The sequence below is a fragment of the Brevibacillus sp. MS2.2 genome (genome assembly GCF_013284345.1).
Lineage (GTDB): Bacteria > Bacillota > Bacilli > Brevibacillales > Brevibacillaceae > Brevibacillus > Brevibacillus brevis_C.
The window spans coordinates 216403-233730 of the sequence record NZ_JABSUZ010000001.1 but is presented as its reverse complement, the minus strand read 5'-3'; the positions used below and the strand labels follow the sequence as shown (position 1 = coordinate 233730).

The following is a 17328-nucleotide window of genomic DNA, read 5'->3' as shown; positions in this document are numbered from 1 at the left end:
TGTCTGAAAAATTAGTCCATAAAAAAAGAGACGGTTCTCCCGCCTCTTCTCTTTTACTGGTGTAACCCAGTTGACTCGTTTTTTCTACCATTTCGTTTCCGTTTTGTGTTCAATGACTGGCAATACTTTTGGTTCAATTGCTTTCATCATTTGTTTCAGTGATTGCTCGGTGATCGGTACTCCATCACCTTGAAGTTGTCCTCTAGCCTGTGTTTCTGCAATCACATCAATCACTTGTTGTTTCGAGACATTTTTAGATGCTGCAATCTCCACAACAGTTTTACCTTGTGCTAATTCTTGTTTTAAATCTGTCGGGCTGATTTTTAGTAAAGCAAACAGTTTTTCATCGTTTAAAAAGTTATCAGCCGTATAATCAGGCTTACCATTTAAAGAGAATAGGCCCTCTACTTTAATGTTTGAAGGTGTATCAGAAGCTGTAGGAATACCTACGATCTTAGTAAGACTAATGGTATTGTCCTGAACAAAAACCTGAAAGACCGGTTCTTCGAACATCTCATTGGTGTAATTCAACATCCATGTTTTTTGGTTTGGATTCTCCATTTGCTCTATAGCAACCTTGTATTGTTCGACGTTGCCATACATTTTATCAATAAGATCATTTACCTTCGCCTTGATTTCCTGATCGGTTAAAGTAATGAGTGACTTCTCCTTAGGCCCCCAATTCTCTTGAATCACGTGTTCAATCTCACCCGTACTACCGTTTGTATGGAGGGTAATCTTTTTGCCGGTTCCTCCTTTTTCCTGTAGTACGATGCTTGTTTGCTTCACGTTGATTACATTTTTCCCTTTGGATACATCACCTTGAACGTTGCTTGCATCGATAATCTCAAACGATTTTGTTTCAGGATATGCGAGATACAGCTTCTCAAGCGTTGATTTGCCAACCTCATCCACCTTGACTTGTTCAGTAGTCATCGGTGTTCTTGTAGGCATGTCAATCGCGGCAGAAGCCGCAAATGCTGCAACTGGAATCAAAATCGCAGTCGCAACGATTCCACCAATTAATCGTTTTTTCATAATTACTTCGCTCCTTTTTTGTTCTAAATAATGTGAATCGAATTGTTCAAATTGTTCTCTGAATAAGCAGCTTACACACTATATTGCCTCTTTAGCGGAAAAAGGTTCGGTTCATATCTTATTTTTTTGCATCGTGAGCAGACCCCATGCCCAGCAAGCGAAGGAAATTACTTTTCACGAAAGAAGAAATCGGAATACCTCACCCTATGTATGCAAATCGACTATTCATGAAAGTAAGAGAGTTCATCACTTGATTCCAAAATGCAGGTTCTTAGCTTGCTGGGCATAGGGTACATCCAGCCAAACGCGGATTTACAATGATAAGCGGTGTAAATGGCTTTCGGTGTCAGTGGTTCTTTAGTACCATTTATCGTTATGGTAAAATATGTAATTATATATAGATAAACACATTGGTTGGTTGGGAGGTAAGAGCAGAAAAAGTCTACTAAAGTTGCTGCAATCCTACTGCTTGGGGCTGTTGTGGTAACTGGCGGTATTTGAACTTCCAACACTTACGCTCCAACTATGGTTGAATATACAATTGATGAGCGCTTTGATAATAATAAAGACAAACAGAAAGTGTACGAAAGTTTTGGTACTCAAAAGATGGATATAGATATGGATTCCGTATCGGTAGAAAAGATTGAAGATGAAAAAATGAGTGTTGCGTTTCATTATTCGAACGAACATGTTTCGGAAGATATAACTCTTCCAGTTGTTAAAGAAAATGATCAATAGAAAGTAGTAATTGAAAATACAAGATAGTACAACAGCAATCTCTGAACGAGTTTCCGAAGCCAATTGGCCTGAATAAAAACACGTAGGAGGTAACAGTATGAAAAAAAGAAATGTAATTCTTTCTGGTCTTTTTTTAGTCGGCGTTGTCTTCGTAGGTAGTAGTTTATACGCGAGTGAAGACATAGAATCGTATATAAAAGGTAATCACATGAAGGCAATTCATGCTATGGGAATCGAAGTGAAAGATCAAAAACTGGAAAATATGGCTACTATAACTGATGAGAACGGCAAGAAATGGGTATTCAATGAATTTACAAAAAGTACGAACCTCATAGAAACAATGAGAGAAAAATATGAAGAGGATGTAGCTGGTCCGTTTATTAGCATTCAGGACGAAATTATGCAAAAGTACGCTAAACCTGGCGATTCCATTCCGACTATTCTTTTGGATGAGGCATTAAAAGAAGGCTATTTCGCGTTCAATAGACAAGATGGGGAAACCTTGTCTTTCAAAATCAAGTATGACAATGGTTCATGGGAATACAATTTGGAAAAATAATATCGAAGTTGCTTAAAGTTAGCCATGTACCTCTACTACTGATTTATCATTTGGTTGAAAGGGGAGCATTAACGATTAGCATTAAAAATTTTAAATCTACGAAAAAAATTGCACTAGCTACTATTGGTTTTATAACAATTGCAGGACTTGCTGTTTACTATATAGGTGACTTGAAAAAACAGAGTTTTCTTTATTCCAGTGATACAGATTATAAAATTGTTTCGGGTGAAGTATCGTTTAGGGAGACCTTTCATAGCGTGAAGGGTCTCGCGGAAAATGCAGATATCATTGCCGAAACTGAAGTTATTTCTCAAAAAAATAACCCTAATTATGAAAGACTAGATGTGTATACAGTCTCTGAATTAAGATTAACGAAAGTCTATAAAGGTGATGTAGAGATAGATGATACAGTATCTGTACTGGAAACTGGAGGGGAATTCGATGAAAGAGAGGTGGCCAAATATTTCTCAGGAAAGCCAGGATCTCAATCAGGGAATGATGATCTTGGTGATCCTGGAATAATAGCGGTAGGGATTGCAGGAAGTATTCCTATGAAACAAGGAAATACATATTTTGTTTTCTTAACAGAAGATGACGATGACGTCTATAACATAGTAGGGTCCGTTCAAGGAAAGATTAAAATTAATAGCGAGAACTCTCTGGTTTCACAAGTTTCTCCAGAGACAATAGATCAGCATGGTGATCTTTATTTCCTCCAGGAAAGTTATTCAGGGCAGAATATTTCTGAACTTAGAAACGAAGTTGAACAACTCATTGCATCCTCTCCCAATTAGCCCTCAAAAGGTTCTCTCAACCGCAAGATCATTACGAAGTAGCTAGAAAAAGGAGATCACGGATAATTACAAAGGAAGCCGGGAGCCTAGGTGCTCCCTATTTTTGTTGTAATGGCATAGCGGAGCATATTTTCTGTTCAGGGGACGGGTTTTTCCATGTTTCATATTTTTTCGCCTATGTAACGTGAACCAAACTCCGCGTTCTCGTGAATATACAGTAAAGCAAAAACGAGGGGAGGGAACGCTGTGGATGAGTGGGAGTTGATTGCCAAATGCCAAGAGAACGAGCCTGAGGCCTTCGAACAATTGGTCAAGCCTTATCTGGCAATGGCATACCGGACTGCGTATTTGATCATTCATGACAAGCATCTGGCACAGGACGCCGTTCAGGAAGGGCTCATCGAAGCGTATCAGCACATAGACCGACTCGATCCAAAACGGGGAATGGCCTTTCGCAATTGGCTATACCGGATCATTACGTTTCGGGCTCTGAATCTGGTACGCAAGCAGAAGCCTACTGTGGAATATGAGGAGATGATTCCGGAGAAGGTGACGACACCGCTGGATAACGTGATCCAGCGAGAGGAGCAGCGGCAAATATGGCAGGCGATTCGCAGCATGAAGGCGGAGCATCGCGCGGTCATTATTCTTTACTATTACGAAGGCTTCAGCGTGTCGGAGATCGCCAAAATTACGGGCTCCTTTGAGGGGACGGTCAAATCGCGGATGCACAAGGCCAGGAAGTTGATCGCACAACAATTGGACAAGGATGGCATACGATCGGATTTTTTGCGGGAAGGGGCAATGACTCATGACTAACGAGGAGCGGCAAATTCAAGAGACGCTTAGGAAAGTAGCGGGAGCTGTCGAGACGCCGAATTTTCAAATGCCAAGCAAGAATAGCGCGTTGCATGTGAGAAGGCGTCCATTTTACCGTAGCAAAAGATGGGCTTCCATCGGCATCGCTTCCGCTATCGTACTTGGGCTGCTCGGAACCATGCAAGTGTCCCCAACATTTGCGGCCTATGTCAAATCGATCTTTGCTCAAGACGGGTTCGATGAAGGCGTACAACAGGCGGCGAAACAAGGCTTCTCGGAAACATCGAATCTTTCTGTTACCGATCAGGGGATTACCTTGGAGGTAAAGGAAATCATTGCTGATCCGGTGCAGGTAATGGTTGCTTTAATGATTAAGCAGGCGGATGACAAGCCGTTGCTCCCTACATATTCGTCAGCGACAAACGCAGAATCCAATGCCGTTGAATTGCTGGATGCCAAAGGGGAGGTCATGACTGACAAGTGGGGAACTACCTTTGAAGAAAATGTGGGATTCGTCCGGTTTATCCTCGGTGAAAAAGAACACGAGCCCCTTCCGAAGACGTTGTCGATCCATTTTGATGAAATCGGTGATAGAAAAGGAAACTGGAAGCTGCAAGTTCCGATCACGATGGCAAAAACAACGGCCGCAACAACTGTGCTGCCTGTTAATCAAACGCAAGTGACGAAGCATGGATTAAAGATGACCCTGCACCAAATCGTCAATACGCCGACGGCCACCCGAATTGAGCTGGAAACACAATGGACAGAGGCGGCCAAAAAACAACTGGAACAAGAAGCGAAAAAGCTAACCGGAAAGACGACGAACCCCGCTTATGCTCCATTTCTTCCGTATCAACAGTACAGGCTGGGATATTACTACGAGGGAACAGATGGCAGCAAGGGAAAGGAAAGGCTCATGGGGAGATCACATTCTATTGATCGCTATGGTCATTTTCGCTGGATCACGGACGACGATCCGTTGCCAAAAGGCAAAGCAGCGACACTCGTCATAAACAGCTTCCATAAGGCAATACCGTATGATATGAGTGTCACCTTCCATCCGGATGAATTGAACAAGAAGCCCGTAATCAAACAAGTGGGAGAAGATATCTTTACATTGAAAAGCATCAAGCTGGTAACAGATGAAGATTCGAGAAAACAGGAAATGGAAATGGAGATCGATGTACTTTCCAAAGATATTACGAGAATTTATTTGCCTTGGTGGGTACTTCAAGATGGGCAGGGGACAACCTACCGGGCTAAAATGGGTGGTCAATCCAAGGAACCCATTGATCAGTCAGGACGCGAGCGAGCAACGTACAAAATTCGGCTGGAGGACAGCAGACATTGGGAAGGAGGAGAAGTAACCAAGCTCCCGGAGAAGCTCACCCTACGACTAGATGCTGTTCAGAAAAAATATCCGCTAGAGTGGAGAATTCCAGTTCCTAATCAATAAAGAAGAAAACCGCCCCGGTACAAGGGCGGTTTTTTTACGTTATTTCGCGACCAACTGCGGCTCTGTCTGCCCAAGTCGGATCGTCGCTTCGCTCGGAATCCACATGCCTGTGTTCTCGTCGCGTCCTTGCAGGACTACCGTCGGGTTTGCTTTGCCCATCTGCTCAGCACCTTTGGTAATTTGCTGCCCAATTTTGCCGCCCTTGACGCGGTTTACTACAAGCACGAGCTGCACGCTGTCCAGCTCTGTCATCATCTCGAAATCCCCGTTGCTATCGCCCGCGATGAAGATAGGGCCATGACCATACTTTTTCACCAGTACATCCTGGATCACTTCCGTCTTGCCGTGGGCTACCGTGATCGGGTAGTCAGGCTGGTACACATTCGTGATCCGTCCGTTTTCGGTTTTCAGACGCATGCCGATGATGTTCTCCGGCGGGAGATTGTAGCCATATTTCGGGAGAGTGGCGAAGACACGAACAACATCCTCCAAGGAAGCACTCACGACATACACGTCGATGCCATTAGCACGCAGCGTGTTCATCAGGTTTGCGACTTCTGAAGTGAGGCGCAGACCCGTTGTATGAGAGGCTTTCACTACGCCTGCTTTGCCTGCCAACGATTTCGGGCTCGTCCAGCTTACTTTTTCAATCGCCATGCCTAGGCTGTGATCATTGGATGCTTCCGCCAACTGTTGCACTTCTTCCACTGTCATGTTCGTGAAGAGGTAGAGTACCCACGGATAGCCAATCGTGTTGCTGTGCGTATCGTTGATCGCTTCATACAAGAAAAACAGCTTGGCTTTGAAATCGGCGAATTGCTCTGTTGCTGTCACTTCCTCCAGCGACTTCGTTCCTTTAAGACCTTGATAATTTTGATATAAGTACGTGTAGTCGGCTACGAGATCAGTCGCGATGGCATCGAGCGTGACAGGCTTGCCGTCGACATTTTTATACGAATCGGAAAACGGTCCTTCTGGTACATTCGTGCGGATGATTTTCCCGAATTCTTCTGGTGTGAGCTTGTAAGCCAAATGGTTGATCTGGTAAACAAACAGCGCTTCCTCTGTGTCATGCATGATGCTCGTATTGTCCCAGTCAAAAACGACATACGGCTTTTTGTTGGCATGGTAGGAGGCACTCTTGATGCCGTTTTTCTCAATCAATTCATGGACGGCTTGATAAGTCGCAGGTGCCCATTTCCCCTTGTCGAGCAACTGCACGTTGGTGTCCTTGGCCAAAGCTGGCATCTGCATCGCGAATAGAGCGACGATCATCAGCATGGTCAGCCACCACGTTTTGGGTTGTGCTTTTCTGTGTGACATGGTTGTCATCCCCTTCTTCTTTTTCTCGATCCCTCAAATGAAAACGTTATCATTTCTTTCAAAAGAAAAAGGTCTTCCCCACGCCTATTGATAAAGCGCGGGTAGAAGACCTCATTGTCTTAAGCGTTTTCATTTGTATTCTAATCATACTAAATTTAACAACAAAAGCAAGAAGATTCCGATAAACATAATAAGGGCAGGACTAACGATCCAATCTAGCGAAGAGAGAAGAGTTTGCAAGAAAAAAGTGGATATAATCTAACCATAAGATAGATGAAAAGGGATGATTCTTACATGACATTGATAGAATCCAGCAAAGCCATTTTGATGAATTGCTTGGCATTACAGGCGAATGAGACATTTTTGGTGGTGGCCGACGAGCGGAAGCGGGACATCGGGGAGGCGCTATGGGAAGCCGGTAAACAGCTCGGGGCAGAAGCGATGCTGATGGTCATGAAGGAGCGGGAAAAGTCTGGTCAAGAGCCGCCTGAGGCTGTTGCAGCGGCGATGAAGAGCGCAGATGTGGTGGTATGTGTGACCCAGCACTCTTTGACGCATACAAAAGCACGAAAAGAAGCAGCAGCAAATGGTACAAGACTGGCTACCATGCCAGCTATTACGGAAGACATGTTCCTTGCGGGAGCGATTTCCGCTGACTATACACAAGTAAAGGCACTCACCGAGCGCGTGACCGAGATGCTGACCCAAGCAAGCACCGTGCGAATCGAAAAAGCGGGTAAGTCACTGACGTTTTCCATCGCAGATCGCAATGGTGTGCCGAGTACAGGCATGTACGTCAATCCGGGGGAATCCGGCAATTTGCCTTCCGGGGAAGCGTATATCGCCCCACTGGAAGGGACAGCAGAGGGGCAAATCCTCGTTGATGGCTCCATCGCGGGTATCGGAAAAATTGATTCTCCCCTGCTACTGACGGTCCAAAATGGTCGGATCACAGAGGCAGAAGGAACAGCGGGTGAACGCCTCCTGCAAATGCTTGGAGACCAAGATGGGCGGATGCTGGGTGAATTCGGAATCGGAACGAATGACAAGGCGCGTATCACGGGAGTTGTGCTGGAGGACGAGAAGGTGTACGGAACGATTCACGTAGCCTTTGGTAGCAACAACACGTTTGGCGGGACGATTGTCGCGGGGGTACATATTGATCTGGTTGTCAAAGAGCCGGATGTGTATTTGGACGACAAATGTATCATGAAGAGTGGAAAACTATTGGCAACATAGGACAAACTAGATGGATAGGAAGGATGAATCCCGTAAGTAAATGTTGTAAGATGGGAGAAATCCTAGAGGTGGATGTGGTGTGATGGCAATGTCTGAAAAAATATTTGCGATTATTACAATAGGTAACCTGATTTTGGCTGCCGTTCTTATTTTCATGGAGAGGCGAAACATTGCGGCAACCTGGGCCTGGTTGATGGTTTTGCTGTTTTTGCCGGGCATCGGGTTTATCATTTACCTGATTTTTGGACATAAGCTAAGCAAGAAAAAGCTGTATCGGCTCAAGGAAGGAGAATTTTCTCATTTTCGAGCTGCGGTCGATAGACAAAAGCAGTTGCTTGCCCATGGTGAACTACAGGTGAACGACCCTGAGATGGAGAGACACCGCGACATGATTTTCATGAACGTGGTAAGTGATGGAGCGTATTATACGCAGGATAATACCATTCAGGTTTTTAAGGAAGGCCATAGTCTGTTCAACCTCATGTTCAAACAGATGGAGGAAGCACGCGAGCATATCCATTTGCTCTACTATATTTTGAATGACGATGATTTAGGGAAACAGCTCATTCAACTGTTGACGAAGAAGGCAAAGGAGGGCGTCGAGGTTCGATTGCTCTATGATGCGGTCGGTTCCTCTGGTGTCTCATCCCGGTTTCTGCGCCCGTTGGTAGAAGCTGGGGGGGAAGTCGCCTCCTTTTTCCCGGCGAAGATTCCGTTCCTTAATTTTCGGGTCAACTTCAGGAATCATCGCAAGCTGACGATTATTGATGGCAAGATTGGCTATATCGGAGGCTTCAACATCGGGGATGAATACTTAGGCAAGGATAAGAAGCTGGGGTATTGGCGTGATACCCATTTGCTCATTGAGGGAAGAGCGGTGTACATGCTGCAAGCACGCTTTTTCCTGGACTGGAATTTGTCTGCACCGAAAAGAATGCATGAGTCACTTGCGTATTTTCCAGAAATTCATGAGGCTGAGGGCACGATTGGCGTTCAGATCGTATCAAGCGGGCCTAACTCGGAAAAAGAACAAATCAAACATGCTTTTTTGAAGATGATTTACAAGGCGCGGAAGAAGATTTACTTGCAGACGCCTTATTTCGTTCCCGATGAAAGTATGCTGACCGCACTAAAAATGGCGGCAATGTCCGGGGTAGATGTGCGGGTGATGGTCCCTGGAAAGCCAGATCATTTGTTGGTATTCTGGGCGACTCACTCTTATCTCGGTGATTTGTTAAAGAGCGGTGTGCGCTGCTACCTCTACGAAAAAGGCTTCATGCACGCCAAAGCCATTGTAGTTGATACTCAGTTGTCGTCTGTGGGAACGGCCAATGTCGATATTCGCAGCTTCAAGCTGAATTTCGAGACGAATGCGTTTATGTACGATTCGCAGATGGCAGAGGAGCTGGAGGAACTGTTTGTCTCCGATCTGGCTGATTGCCGGGAAATGACATTGGGAGAGTATGTGAACCGACCACTGCGTTTGCGCTTGCTGGAATCGTTGACACGCCTGTTGTCTCCGCTTTTATAAAAGCAAGACTGGAAAGCAAAAGAGGACCTGTTAGCCTATGTGAACAAACACAGGCTGGCAGGTCCTTTCTGTTTACGCTTTATGCCGTTCCGTGCGTGACTCCCATCTCCGTCAAGTATTGACGGTATGCGATACTCGCGCGGTCGCATTTTAAGGACAGCTCTACTTGCAGATCGAGTGGCAGGTCCTCAGGTTTTTGATTTTCCACGATCGGTTTATCTTGTGCAAAGATGAGGTTTTGGAAGCTATTGATTTCCTCATCGGAAAGGTTCGTCTCATAATTAAAAGAAAGGACGCCATAAGCTACGCTTCGCGCTTCATCCAGCGGCATCACAGTGAGCAAAATGGACATCAGATTGCCGTTTTCTGCATCGCGCTTCGTAAATTTTACCGTGAGTGGACGGAGGATTTCGTAGGTGTAATAGACGTGCTTCGCTTGACCAGTACCGTCCGGGTCAGGCTGAAAAATCTTGATCTCATCCGTACGAATGACACCGTTCTCGTCGCGGTGAACGCGGTAATCCCCGATCTCCATATGCGTTTCGACACCCAAATACCCCTCATGCACGACAGCCAGATGGCCTACATCCAAAAAGTTCTCTACGATGCGTGGAGGCTTGGCCGTTACTGTCTGTGGCCCCCAAATGACATTTCGAAAACGATGATCCTTAAATTCCGGCAGGGCAAAAAACTCAGGAGATTGGTTGGCGAGATTCACCCACACGAATCCATAACGCTCTGCACAGCCGTATAACACAGCGCGCGCCTTACCCGGAATCGCTTGATCAGCAGGCAGCTGAGGGATTTTGACACAGGCTCCGGATGCTTCATATTCCCATCCGTGATACGGACAGACCAGCTTTCCTTCTCGGACACAGCCCAGAGACAGGGCAGCGCCTCTGTGAATACAGAGATCTTTAAACGCATGGATTCCTTCTTCGTTGCGGAAGAGGACGACCCGCTCGCCCATAATGGTGACCTGGATTGGGCGGTCTTGCACATCCACCGAACGACAGGCGACGATCCACTCATTACGCAGCACGGTATCTTGCACGATCATTGATGAGACACTCCTTTGTCGATACTTCGGTTATTCACCCATTGTAGCGGGAGATTGGAAGGGAAGTCAACAGAAAACACGAACATTATAAAGTGATAAGACCTATTTATTACGTGAATAGTTGCCTAAAAACGGATTTATCCGGTATAATCCCACTTATATCGTTCGTAATTAGCTAAAATACCACTAGGGAGGCCTTTTGAAAGTGGAACAACATCGAGAAAGCAATCAGCTTGTTGTGGGCGTCGATGACAAAATCAGTGTGGGCAAGGCGTTTTTACTTGGTTTGCAGCATGTGTTGGCTATGGACTTGTACATTGCTCCTATTATTATTGCTGGGCTGCTAACTATGGACGCTTCGAGCACTTCTTTCTTTATTCAAATGTGTTTTCTCGCGACGGGTATCGGGACGTTGATCCAGACTGGCTTTGGATTGCGTTTGCCTGTCGTGCAAGGACCTTCCTATGTACCTATCGGTGCGTTGGCTGCGATCGGCAGTAAGCTGGGGATGGGTGCGATGATTGGCAGCATGATTCCCGGAGCGCTGTTTGTGGCCCTGATGGGTTATCCATTGAAATGGTTTGCCAAAGCGGTACGCAAATTCATTCCACCGCTAGTCGGCGGGACGGTGATCATCATCGTGGGCATTGCCTTGATGCCTACAGGGATGGGAAACATTTATCACTCCCCGGGAAATATTTGGACCAACATTTTGATTGCCGCCGCTTCTGCTGGAGTGCTTGTCATCTGTATGCTGCTTGGCACAAGAGCAAAGGTTGCGGGGGCGTTTTTTAGACTTGTATCTGTGCTGATTGCAATTTTCGTCGGAACGGTAACGGCTGCCTTTTTTGGAACGGTAGATTTTAGTCCGGTTGGACAAGCACCGTGGCTGTCCATGCCAAAGCTGTTTCCGTACGGGGCTCCTGTATTTGATCTCAGTGCAGTTTTGACGATGCTTTTTGTTTATTTGATTATCATGATTGAAACAACAGGGACTTGGTTCGTCGTCTCTACGGTAACGAACAGTGAATTGACGGAGGAGCGACTGAATCGCGGTGCTGTCGGTGAAGGCTTGGGGTGCTTTGTCGGGGCATTGTTCGGAGGTACACCTACGACTGGCTATTCCTCCAATGCGGGGTTGATTGCGGTGACAGGAGTAGGAAGCCGAATGGCGATAATGGCCGGAGGATTGATCTTGATTGCCCTTGGGTTGGTGCCGAAGCTGTCGGCGGCGATTACCTGTATACCGGAGCCAGTTATCAACGGAATTTTTGGGATCGTGTGTGTTGCGATTGTGGCGAACGGAATCAAAGTCATTCAAAACATTACGATTGATGATCGGACAATGATGGTCATCGGTTTGCCAATCCTGCTGACAATGGCAGTAACGGTCCTGCCAAAAGATGCGCTCGCCGGAGTACCTGATTTCGTGAACTACATTTTATCTTCTGGCATTACAGTAGGGGCCTTGGCAACGGTTCTTTTGAATCTGCTCATTCCAGAGGGAAAAAAGAACAGAGCGAAGGTTCCACAGCAACAGCCTGTCAGCAACTAAATAAAAACAGCCCGGGACCTAAGCTGCCGGGCTGTTTTTTCTCATAATAACGGAAAGTAGTTAAGCGGTTTTAATCTTCTTAAGTTTTAAAAGAAATCGATAAGCCAATAAGGCTGGTGAGAAGAAAAAGCACAGAGCTCGTAGACCTTGACAACGCCTACCCAGTCGGAACTTCAAAAAGGGGACCCGCTTGTCGAACACTTCTTCCTTGAGAAACTTCCGCCCGTAGGGTGGCTTTGGCTCGACGGTCCCCTTTTTGAAGTGGAGACGGACAGTCAATCCCCCCTTGTGGGCGTGTCAGAGTCGAAGAGAACTGTGCTTTTTCTTCTCCACCACTATGTTGACTCAAACCCGAATGACCTTTTCTTATTATTTCTTCGTTCCGGTCAAATACTGCACAGCTTCATCCAGCTGCTTTTCAATCAGAATCGGTTCATAGCCAAGCCATCTATCCACCTCGACTACGTAAACATGATTGTTTTTGACAGCGGGCAAGTTTTTCCACAGACTGCTTTGCTCGATTTCTTTCAAATACTGAGCGGCATCCTCGCCAGGGAACAGCATCAGGAAAATATGGTCGGATGCATATTCGGGTAAAAGCTCCATGGACACGTCTTTTGACCAGAACAGCGGGTCTTTATCGATCTCGCTCTTAATGAGTGGCGGTGGAGTCAACTGAAGATCGTTGTACAAAACATGGCCCATGTTGCGAGCACCGTACATTTTGATCGTTTTCGCACGGACGTTTAATGCTGCGACGGTCTCGTCTTTCGCGACCTTAGCATGGACGAGCTTGCGTGCTTCCTCAACTTTTGCTTTATACTTCTGCTCCCAAGCCTTTCCTTCTTCCTCGCGGCCTAGCGCTTCCGCAACCTTTTGTACATGCCCGTAGACATCATATTGATCGAAGGCGATCGCCACGACAGGCGCGATCTTCGTCAGCTTTTCATATACCTGTTGCTCGACTTCGGTACCGGTCAGGATCATGTCAGGCTGCAACTCGAGGATTTTCTCCAGATTATAGGCATCATAATCTCCCACGACTTCGATTCCACGAACCAGTGGCTCCATGTCCGGTCCTTCCATATGTCCCTTCAACGCACCGATTGGCTTCACACCAATGGAAAGCATGGGACCCAAATATTGCAGGGCTACGACGCGCTGAGCTTTCACAGGAATAGTCGATTCGCCTTTCGCGTGCTTCAGGACGCGAGTCTCGCTGCTTTTACTTTCTTGTGCAGGTGCAGATGGATTGGAGCTGGCTGTCTGGCCGCATGCCGTGAGCAGGAGCAAGGGAAGAATCATCAATCCGGGCAGCCAAGCTTGTATGCGTAATCGTTTCATCGTATATCCTCCATGAATGAAAATCATTCTCATTAACAAGGTCCATCTTACCCTGAACGCACTCTTTTCATCCATGGAGAATGTTCCGTTTTTCTTTGGACAATGTGGCGGTGTTTGTATGGGTCAAAATTTGGACGGCCTCTTCCAGCTGGATGTCGAGGGAGAGGGGATCATAGGAGAACCAAATCGGATCAAGAATGACCACTTGCTCTTTTTGTACAGCAGGAATTCGTTGCCATACATCCTGTTTCATCAATTCTTTGAAGTGTGCCCGTGAGAGATCATCATCAAAAATATGAACGAACAGCCAATCTGCTGCGTACTGGCTTAATTGATCCTCGGTGATTGTCGTCGCCCAGAAATTGGGGTTGCGTGTCAGCTCTTCTTGAATCAGTTTGGGTGGCGTCAGCTTCAAGGATTTGTACAGCACATGCCCGATATTTCTGGCACCGTATGCCAATAGGCTCTGTGGACGCACATTGAGGATCAAGAATGTTTCTTCCTTCAGAATGTGAGCGTCGATGTAGCGCTTGGCCTTCAAAACCTTCTGTTCATGCTGCTTGAGCCACATGCGTGCCCGGTCTTTCATGCCAAACACATCGGCCAGCATGTTCAAATGACCAAACACATCATGCCCCATCCACGGAAAAGCAATTGTAGGTGCAATCTTGGAGAAAGCAGCGCAATCCCCTGTCGATTCGGTCAAAATAAACGTCGGTTGTAAGGATTCGATCAAGTCTGGTGTGTTCTCAGGCAGGCTGACAATCTCATCTGCCTCTTTCATCCGCAGTTGCTCGCGTAAATAAGTGACCTGCTCTTCCGGAGCGCCAATCGGTCTGATTCCGAGTGCCAATAAATACTCGGCATAGTGGAAGGTGACGGGTGCCATTTGCTTCTGGTTCATGCGGACAAAGACAGTCGGCGACATGCCTACCTGCTGTTTAAAACGTCTGCTGAAGTAAAACTCATCGGCATACCCGACCAGGCGTGCTACCTCGCGCAATCGTTTATTCGATTCGCGTAGAAGCGTCTTGGCATGTTCCATCCGGCAGCTCGTCAAATATTCGATCGGGCTTTTTCCGACCCTTTTCTTGAAGACTTCGGTGTAATACCGAGGGGTAAGACCAGCTCGATTCGCCAAATCATCTAAGGTGATTGGCTCCGCATAATTCGTATGAATGTAAGAAATCGTCTGATCGACAACGCTTGATGTTTCTACGGCAGCCTGCCGTTCTGCATGGCTCCAAATCAGGTGCAGCAATTGCTGAAAGCGAATTTGATTTTGAAATGCTTCCAACGGATCACTGGCTTGTCGATGGACATACAGTGTGAGGGCAAGCTCCGTACCGTGATCGACCTGGTGAAATAAACAGGAGCTGTGGTCAAGATGCCAGGAAAGACTCGGACTGTAGGCGTTGGTGACCTGGTCTTGCTGTTGCAGAGCGTCAAAATAGAGTACGAGGAAACGGAGTGGCTCGTCTGTATCAGCGCGTACTTGCCTCGCAGATTCTCGAGAAAGGACGAGCACACTTTCATCTAGCAGAGTGGCTTGATCCGACTCGTTCAGCAACTGGCCCGATCCTTTTGTCACGATGAGCACGGCATGGGTAGATCCACCGGAAAACGCCCATACTTCTGTCGGTGACAAGGTGACCTGCTGTATGTCTTGAAGCAGAAACAAAGGAGTGGGCGTTAGCACTGTATTTCCTATCATGATACCAATTCGAAGGATTCGGTTACGACGATGCTCCCCTTGACAGATTGGACCATCGGGCAGTTTTTGCTTGCGGCTTCAATGGCTTTTTGTACTTTTTCTTCTTTCATATTTTCACCCGTAATGATGAAGTGGAGGTGAATTTTTTCAACCCGATTTGCCTCTGCCTCATTTCGCTGCACATCTGCGGTTACTTTCATGTCCGTGCACGGCATTCTCATCTTGTCCAATACTTTTCGCAAAACACCGCCACTGCAAACAGCGATAGAAGAGACCAAGAGCTGGTAGGGACGAAAGCCATACTGTTCATCACCCGATACGTGCAGCTCTCCGTAGGACAGTTGCGTGACAAAGCCATTTTCTTTCGCTTGAAATTCCATGCGAAACCCTCCCTTGAAATGGTTTTTCTTCATTATAAGGAAAAAGGCTCCCGCGCAACAGTGATCTGTCGGTACAGGACCCTTTTCTCTTTTGCTATTCCTTCAATGCTTTCCCATTTTGAAAGAGAGACTGGATGCAACGAGGAAGCATGTCTTTTAACGTATCGAATGCATAGTCGACGTCCAGACGTTCTGTCCACTGGTGGGCGTCACGTCCGACTGGACCGAGGTTCATGACAGGTACATCAAAAGCCTCGAGCTCCTGAAGCGGAATGGAGTAGCCGTTATCCCACAAAGGCATGTTTGCTACCAATGGCTTCATGGATGCCGCCGGATATTGGAGTCCGACGTAGCTTAGGTCAGAGATACCGCCAAAGTAGTTTTGCTTGACCAAATTGACCTGGTGCTGATCTCTCGCGTATGCTTTCATCTCTTCCATCGTTTGCTGAATCAGAGGATGATTGCGCGAGCTGACTGCCGGGTAAAACGGTGGAGCGAAGAACAAGATCATCATCGGTGACAGTTCTTTGCACAAAATCGCTAATTGATCCACCAGCTCGATCGTGGTGTCGCGGTCGTCCTTGTCGCCACGGTTGGCGATCACATCTGCTTCAAGCTGACGCAGCTTTTCTTCCCCGTACGTTTTCTTCGCGTAGGCGTACAGTTCTTCGTAAGTCATGACGGAAATGGACAGATCACGCGGGCTAAACGGCGCGAAGTTGGCAAACTGGCTCGCGTGCTTGAGGTAGTTTTGCTTCATACGCTCTGCGACATTTCTTGCCGATCCCAGCAGCGGCTCTACGACATCCTCCATCTGTTTTTCCAGCAGGAACAGGTTGAACAGGGTCACTGCACGGTGCGGAATTTGCACAGAGTACTCTTTTTTCAAATCCTTTTGAATCAGGTTCGTCGGCGGAGGAGATGCTTCCCCCTCAACGACCTCGCAAAAGGATGTGTTCAGCTCGAGCTCACATGTAATTTGAGAGGCCATATAATTGCCGTTTAACCCGGCAAAAGGTTCGCCGACATGTGTTTCTTTGCCGTAACAGAGGAAGCCCGGCAGTACTTTTCCGATGGAGCCTGTGTACAAGTACGTGTTCGTATCCCCTGGGTAGCGGGTAAACATCGGCTCAGAGTTGAGCACGGTCGTGTAGCTCAGGTCGAACTCTTCGGCGATTTTCAAAAGTGCTGGGACTGCTGCCCGCATCCCGACAGAATTCACCTCTTCGTCAGGGACTGTCAGAAGCAAAATGTTGCCATCGAACTCTCCAGCAATCGCTTGCTCAATCATCGACATGTGCAGCGTCAGTCCGCATTTCATATCCATGGTGCCACGGCCAAACAGCCAGTTGCCGGTGCGGATATCCTGTTGAACGTCTGCTGGCATATCCGCCTGGTTTTGCTGGAAGAGAGGGGTGAGGGTCTTCGGATCAAAAGCATGCTTCATCCAGGCGCCGTAATCCTCGACGTCGACCACATCAAAATGGCTGACGAGAATGACGGTGTCCCGTACGCCTTCCTTTTTAACGAGCGCAGTGACAAAATGGCGCCCATCTTCAGTCGGATTCGCACGCACATGATCGGGATTGGCCTGATAATAAGGCAGGGTACGCAACTGATCGACGACGTAGCGAGGCAAGTCCTTCTCGGCAGATGATCCTGTAATGCTTGGGATGCTTACCAAATTGCACAAGAGATCAACGAGTTGCTCTTTTGTTTGCCATTTTTGCATAAAAAACGCCTCCGTTTTCCGTATAGTGAAAACTGTTTCCGGTTAG

Annotated in this window: 15 protein-coding genes; 8 read left to right on the top strand and 7 right to left on the bottom strand. The window is 46.9% G+C overall.

What is annotated here, in order from left to right; genetic code table 11:
- Positions 1–84 precede the first annotated feature (84 nt).
- The gene (locus tag HP568_RS00995; RefSeq protein ID WP_173628070.1) at positions 85–1038 is read right to left on the bottom strand and encodes a hypothetical protein; all 954 of its coding nucleotides are present in this window, start codon (positions 1036–1038) and stop codon (positions 85–87) included.
- A 525-nt stretch (positions 1039–1563) separates the two neighbouring features.
- On the opposite strand from HP568_RS00995, the gene HP568_RS00990 reads away from it, so the two are divergent.
- From HP568_RS00990 to HP568_RS00970, 5 genes are all read left to right on the top strand, one after another.
- Positions 1564–1776, top strand: a complete 213-nt coding sequence (locus HP568_RS00990; RefSeq protein WP_235617572.1) for a hypothetical protein — start codon at positions 1564–1566, stop codon at positions 1774–1776.
- A gap of 97 nt (positions 1777–1873) precedes the next feature.
- Positions 1874–2335, top strand: coding sequence for a hypothetical protein (locus tag HP568_RS00985; protein WP_173628069.1), 462 nt, complete (start codon positions 1874–1876; stop codon positions 2333–2335).
- On the top strand, positions 2311–3129 hold the full coding sequence (locus tag HP568_RS00980; protein ID WP_048035210.1) for a hypothetical protein: 819 nt from the start codon (positions 2311–2313) through the stop codon (positions 3127–3129). The genes HP568_RS00985 and HP568_RS00980 overlap by 25 nt, the downstream gene beginning before the upstream one ends.
- 246 nt (positions 3130–3375) lie before the next feature.
- The gene (locus tag HP568_RS00975) at positions 3376–3948 is read left to right on the top strand and encodes an RNA polymerase sigma factor (RefSeq protein ID WP_173628068.1); all 573 of its coding nucleotides are present in this window, start codon (positions 3376–3378) and stop codon (positions 3946–3948) included.
- On the top strand, positions 3941–5404 hold the full coding sequence (locus HP568_RS00970) for a DUF4179 domain-containing protein (protein WP_173628067.1): 1464 nt from the start codon (positions 3941–3943) through the stop codon (positions 5402–5404). Before HP568_RS00975 ends, HP568_RS00970 begins: the two co-directional genes overlap by 8 nt.
- A 39-nt stretch (positions 5405–5443) precedes the next feature.
- Here the strand turns inward: HP568_RS00970 and HP568_RS00965 are convergent, their stop codons facing one another.
- Positions 5444–6727 (bottom strand): haloacid dehalogenase-like hydrolase, encoded by a 1284-nt coding sequence (locus HP568_RS00965; protein WP_173628066.1) that lies wholly within the window; start codon positions 6725–6727, stop codon positions 5444–5446.
- Between the two features lie 294 nt (positions 6728–7021).
- Here HP568_RS00965 and HP568_RS00960 point away from each other — a divergent pair, with 294 nt between their 5' ends.
- Together HP568_RS00960 and cls are read left to right on the top strand one after the other, a co-directional pair.
- Complete coding sequence (locus tag HP568_RS00960; protein ID WP_048035206.1) at positions 7022–7966, top strand: aminopeptidase; 945 nt, start codon at positions 7022–7024, stop codon at positions 7964–7966.
- A gap of 82 nt (positions 7967–8048) precedes the next feature.
- Positions 8049–9497: a cardiolipin synthase gene (gene cls, locus HP568_RS00955; protein WP_048035205.1), complete on the top strand. Its 1449-nt coding sequence runs from the start codon at positions 8049–8051 to the stop codon at positions 9495–9497.
- Between the two features lie 79 nt (positions 9498–9576).
- On the opposite strand, the gene HP568_RS00950 is transcribed toward cls, so the two are convergent.
- On the bottom strand, positions 9577–10557 hold the full coding sequence (locus tag HP568_RS00950) for an aromatic ring-hydroxylating oxygenase subunit alpha (protein ID WP_173628065.1): 981 nt from the start codon (positions 10555–10557) through the stop codon (positions 9577–9579).
- Between the two features lie 205 nt (positions 10558–10762).
- Between HP568_RS00950 and HP568_RS00945 the strand changes: the two genes are divergently transcribed.
- Positions 10763–12112 (top strand): uracil-xanthine permease family protein, encoded by a 1350-nt coding sequence (locus HP568_RS00945; protein WP_173628064.1) that lies wholly within the window; start codon positions 10763–10765, stop codon positions 12110–12112.
- Between the two features lie 369 nt (positions 12113–12481).
- Here HP568_RS00945 and HP568_RS00940 read toward each other — a convergent pair whose 3' ends face one another.
- The 4 genes from HP568_RS00940 to HP568_RS00925 form a co-directional block, all read right to left on the bottom strand.
- Positions 12482–13456: an ABC transporter substrate-binding protein gene (locus tag HP568_RS00940; protein ID WP_173628063.1), complete on the bottom strand. Its 975-nt coding sequence runs from the start codon at positions 13454–13456 to the stop codon at positions 12482–12484.
- A gap of 67 nt (positions 13457–13523) precedes the next feature.
- On the bottom strand, positions 13524–15170 hold the full coding sequence (locus tag HP568_RS00935; RefSeq protein ID WP_173628062.1) for a helix-turn-helix domain-containing protein: 1647 nt from the start codon (positions 15168–15170) through the stop codon (positions 13524–13526).
- Entirely contained in the window at positions 15167–15550 is a 384-nt protein-coding gene (locus HP568_RS00930) for an OsmC family protein (protein ID WP_007720051.1), read from the bottom strand. Before HP568_RS00930 ends, HP568_RS00935 begins: the two co-directional genes overlap by 4 nt.
- Before the next feature lie 94 nt (positions 15551–15644).
- Positions 15645–17282 (bottom strand): M20/M25/M40 family metallo-hydrolase, encoded by a 1638-nt coding sequence (locus HP568_RS00925; RefSeq protein WP_173628061.1) that lies wholly within the window; start codon positions 17280–17282, stop codon positions 15645–15647.
- Positions 17283–17328: the final 46 nt, after the last annotated feature.